The 3,369-nt window shown below is 48.9% G+C and carries 4 protein-coding genes; 1 reads left to right on the top strand and 3 read right to left on the bottom strand.

Annotated features, from left to right (window positions below; all coding sequences use genetic code 11):
• Nucleotides 1-137: 137 nt before the first annotated feature.
• Entirely contained in the window at nucleotides 138-695 is a 558-nt protein-coding gene (locus HWQ67_RS20265; RefSeq protein WP_218253486.1) for a CPBP family glutamic-type intramembrane protease, read from the bottom strand.
• A 462-nt stretch (nucleotides 696-1,157) separates the two neighbouring features.
• On the opposite strand from HWQ67_RS20265, the gene HWQ67_RS14915 reads away from it, so the two are divergent.
• A complete protein-coding gene (locus HWQ67_RS14915) occupies nucleotides 1,158-2,312 on the top strand; it encodes a P-loop NTPase (protein ID WP_218253485.1) in 1,155 nt (384 codons plus the stop codon).
• A 58-nt stretch (nucleotides 2,313-2,370) separates the two neighbouring features.
• Here HWQ67_RS14915 and HWQ67_RS14910 read toward each other — a convergent pair whose 3' ends face one another.
• Together HWQ67_RS14910 and HWQ67_RS14905 are read right to left on the bottom strand one after the other, a co-directional pair.
• The gene (locus HWQ67_RS14910; RefSeq protein WP_218253484.1) at nucleotides 2,371-2,676 is read right to left on the bottom strand and encodes a Fe-S-containing protein; all 306 of its coding nucleotides are present in this window, start codon (nucleotides 2,674-2,676) and stop codon (nucleotides 2,371-2,373) included.
• Nucleotides 2,677-2,884: 208 nt separating this feature from the next.
• A partial coding sequence (locus tag HWQ67_RS14905; RefSeq protein ID WP_218253483.1) for an HAD family hydrolase occupies nucleotides 2,885-3,369 on the bottom strand: 485 nt, incomplete at its 5' end.

The raw sequence follows: 3,369 nt of genomic DNA, 5'->3' as shown, positions 1-3,369 counted from the left end.
AGAGTGTTTCTATTGCGTGCAATACAAAAAAAAGAAAGGGGCGGCTCCGCCCCCCTTTAGAACCCCCTGCAAGGGGGCCAGCCCCCTTGACCCCATAATGGTGTGGTCACGGTACATGATAACATGAATGAAATATGCTATATTATGGAAGTAAAGGCGAGGTTGGCAACAAGGTGAAACAGCGTTGATGGCAGTGTGTTAGACGTTTTGAGGTATAGCCAGCCCATCATCAGCGAGGGGAAGAAGGTCAGAAGCGGTGTAATGTCGCCGGTGACAAAAAATCTCCCACTGTGACACAGGGTAAACAGGGCGCTAACAATAACGACCGATGAGGCACCGTTGCCCAGTGACTCCTGGAGGTAGCCCCTGAAAAACAGTTCTTCCGGCATGGCATTGAGCATGAGCAGCGTCAGTATATACACCGGAGGAGGAGACACAAATGTCCCCTTCATCACAAAAACCTTGATCAGCACAAAGGGCAGCACAAATAAGACACACCCCAGCACGCCCAGAAAAATATCAGTGGCCTTGGGAAACACCGGCAGACGTCTGAGGTAGTACACAGGGACAAGATAGAGCACTACCGCAATAGCCAGGAAAAAAAACCGTATGCCATAGACCTGCTGAATGAGGCAGAGAACCAAAACCACGACAAACCAGGACAGGGCAATGCTTCTGTTAAGAGAATTATTCACCCCTGCTATTCTATGTAAACCCACAAGGATTCGTCAACATCACAAGAAAGGTAAACAACCAGACCGCAACGCACATGACTGTCATAAAGTGTCAATTTTCCGTGCTGATGTCTGCATAACCAACACAGGTATGTCTGTGGGAAGAGTTTTCCGGATTGGGGCAATCCTTACCGATATCGGGCAGGAATAGTCTAAGAGGTTGTCTGTTTGTTTCCCCGACAGTGGTAGTAAAATGACAAGTGCCTCTGGTATAATAATTGCACTTTGCATATTATGAAAAACCATAGAGATATAAGACATCTCGTGCAGCATTACCTAAATGCCTTGCATGTGTACTGTTTCCTTATGCGGGTTGGTCTGAGGAAGAAGTATGCCCTGTCCTTTGCCAAAAGCTGGGAGAGGGTCATGCATTGGTTCATATACTGAGTGCCAGATTCCTTTGCTGCTGCATAATTCACGGCAATGACTGAGTTGCCCAAAAAGGCTGGTCACATCTTGGCAGTGGCAGGAGGCAAGGGAGGGGTTGGCAAGAGCATATTTTCCGTGACCCTTTCGACGACGCTGGCCATGATGGGCTATAGGGTTATAGTCGTAGACCTTGACCTGGGTGGGGCTAATCTCCATACCTATTTCGGTGTAATTGACAGGACGTTGTCTTTGTTTCATTTCATACACAAGAAGGTCGGCTCTCTCAATGACATCGTCGTAAAGACCCCGATAACCAATCTGAGTTTAATAAGCGGCGCCCACTACTCACCCACGATGTCAAACCCCGCCGCAGAACTAAAGGTCAAACTGATAAGACATCTTTACACGCTGGATGCCGATTTCATCGTCATAGACCTCGGTGCGGGTATGGACCTGAGCACACTGGACTTCTTCATATTTGCCGACAGGGGGTTTTTGGTGACCGTGCCCGAACCCGGCGCCGTGATGAACGCATACAGGTTTATTCAAGGGGCGTTGTTTAGAAAGATGGTTACGGTGTTTGGCAAACACAAGGAGATTGGAGCCATTGTACGAGACCTGGGGCAGGCCTGTGCCCATGACGAATCTGCTATGTTGAGCTGGTTTGTTAATCGGGTCAAGGAGATCGATCCGGAGGTCTTTCCTCTTGTCCAGGAGGTGAGTTGCAGATTTCAACCTTTTCTGGTGCTAAACAGGATTGCCCATGAGCAGGCACAGCAATTGGCAAGCACACTCATCAGGCATTGCAGTGGCAAATATGCCGTGGATATAAAGTACCTGGGTAATCTGCCTGATGTCAAATCGCTCACTTCCTTCCTGTTAGACGTACCCGGGTTTTTAAAGTCTGACTCCGGTAAGGGCTATCTCCTGGCGTTGAAGTCCGTTGTCAGGAGATTTCTCATTGACCTGCACGATGCAAACGTATTGGCAGAGAAGTTAAGGATAAGAAGCGATTTTAACGAAAAAACGATCGAGACCCTATCTGACGTCATAGACAAGCTCGACAGTGCTATCGTCAACGATGCCGGCAAGAAGTTGTGGAAACTGAGGTTGTTTTTTAAACCGGTGGAAGTAGTCAAGTTTCTCCTGAGCAAAGGGGTCAAGGAAGACATATTTTTTGAAAGTGACAGCTTAAATCTGAAGCAATAGCTCAGACCTGCGCATTGCAACGAGTTTCGATTGTATGCAAAACATGTGAGGTAACTCACTAAAACATATACGCCATCCCCTCAAGGGTTGAGACGCTTATCCGATAGTCATCACCCTGTCGCCTGCCATCTATCTTTACTGGTATACAATTGCTGATCCCCTTTTCGATCTCATGCACGGAGTAACTAGTCTTACACGACCTGCATGTAAAGTAACCATCGTGAAACTCAAACCCCAACTTCCTCTGATAACACGACTTGCAAGCGTCAAGAAACGACATCACCCTACCATCCACCCTGATAACAAAAAAGTTAATTTTCTTGCCCTGATACCCGTAAGTGTAAAATTGCGGTATTTTATCCACCAACCTCCCCACATTAAACACCAACTCCCCCCCTTTTTGTGTTGGCGTTAAATAACCGCCCTGAGATTCACACGACAAAAAAACTAAAGCCATAAAGATGTAAACAAAGGCCACAACAACATTTAAGGGGTCAAGGGGTCCGTGACCCCTTGCAGGGGAGGTCTGAGGAGGGGGCGGAGCCGCCCTCCTTCTTTCTTTTTCTACTTCTCTATACGAAGCCACTGATACTTTCAACGCAGCACAGGGGTTTTTGCCGTTGCCCGTTGATTACCCCGATAAGTGCCTGACGCTCATGCTCAATGCGCGACAAGACCCAGACGGTCTTCATTCCCAGGGCGATGGCCGGCCCGATGTCGTTGTCATACGTATCCCCGACCATAAGCGTTGCCTGCGGGATGGCGTCAAGGGCATCCAGCGTTGTCAGAAAAATCTCCGGGGCGGGCTTCTTGTACCCCTCCTTAAAGCTCAATGCCTGGTAGTCGATGAGTTCCAAAAGCTCAGGACAGGCCTCCTTAAACGCCTCGTAGTAGGGCCTCCACATGTTTGAGACAACCCCAACCTTACAACCGGCATCCCTGAAACACCTGATGACGTCCCCTGCGACGTGGAGTTTCTCCAGCGACGCAGATTGGGTTGCCCACAGCCTGGCAATCTTGCCACGGGCATCGGGGTCTATGCCGCCAAAGGCACCCT

The organism is Candidatus Magnetobacterium casense (assembly GCF_019173545.1).
Classification (GTDB): Bacteria; Nitrospirota; Thermodesulfovibrionia; order Thermodesulfovibrionales; family Magnetobacteriaceae; genus Magnetobacterium; species Magnetobacterium cryptolimnobacter.
The sequence above is the reverse complement of the archived record's forward strand: the minus strand, read 5'-3'. Positions and strand labels throughout refer to the sequence as shown.

Coding starts and splice junctions, on each gene's coding strand:
- HWQ67_RS14915 (WP_218253485.1), top strand. CDS start 1,158: ATGACTGAGTTGCCCAAAAAGGCTGGTCACATCTTGGCAGTGGCAGGA.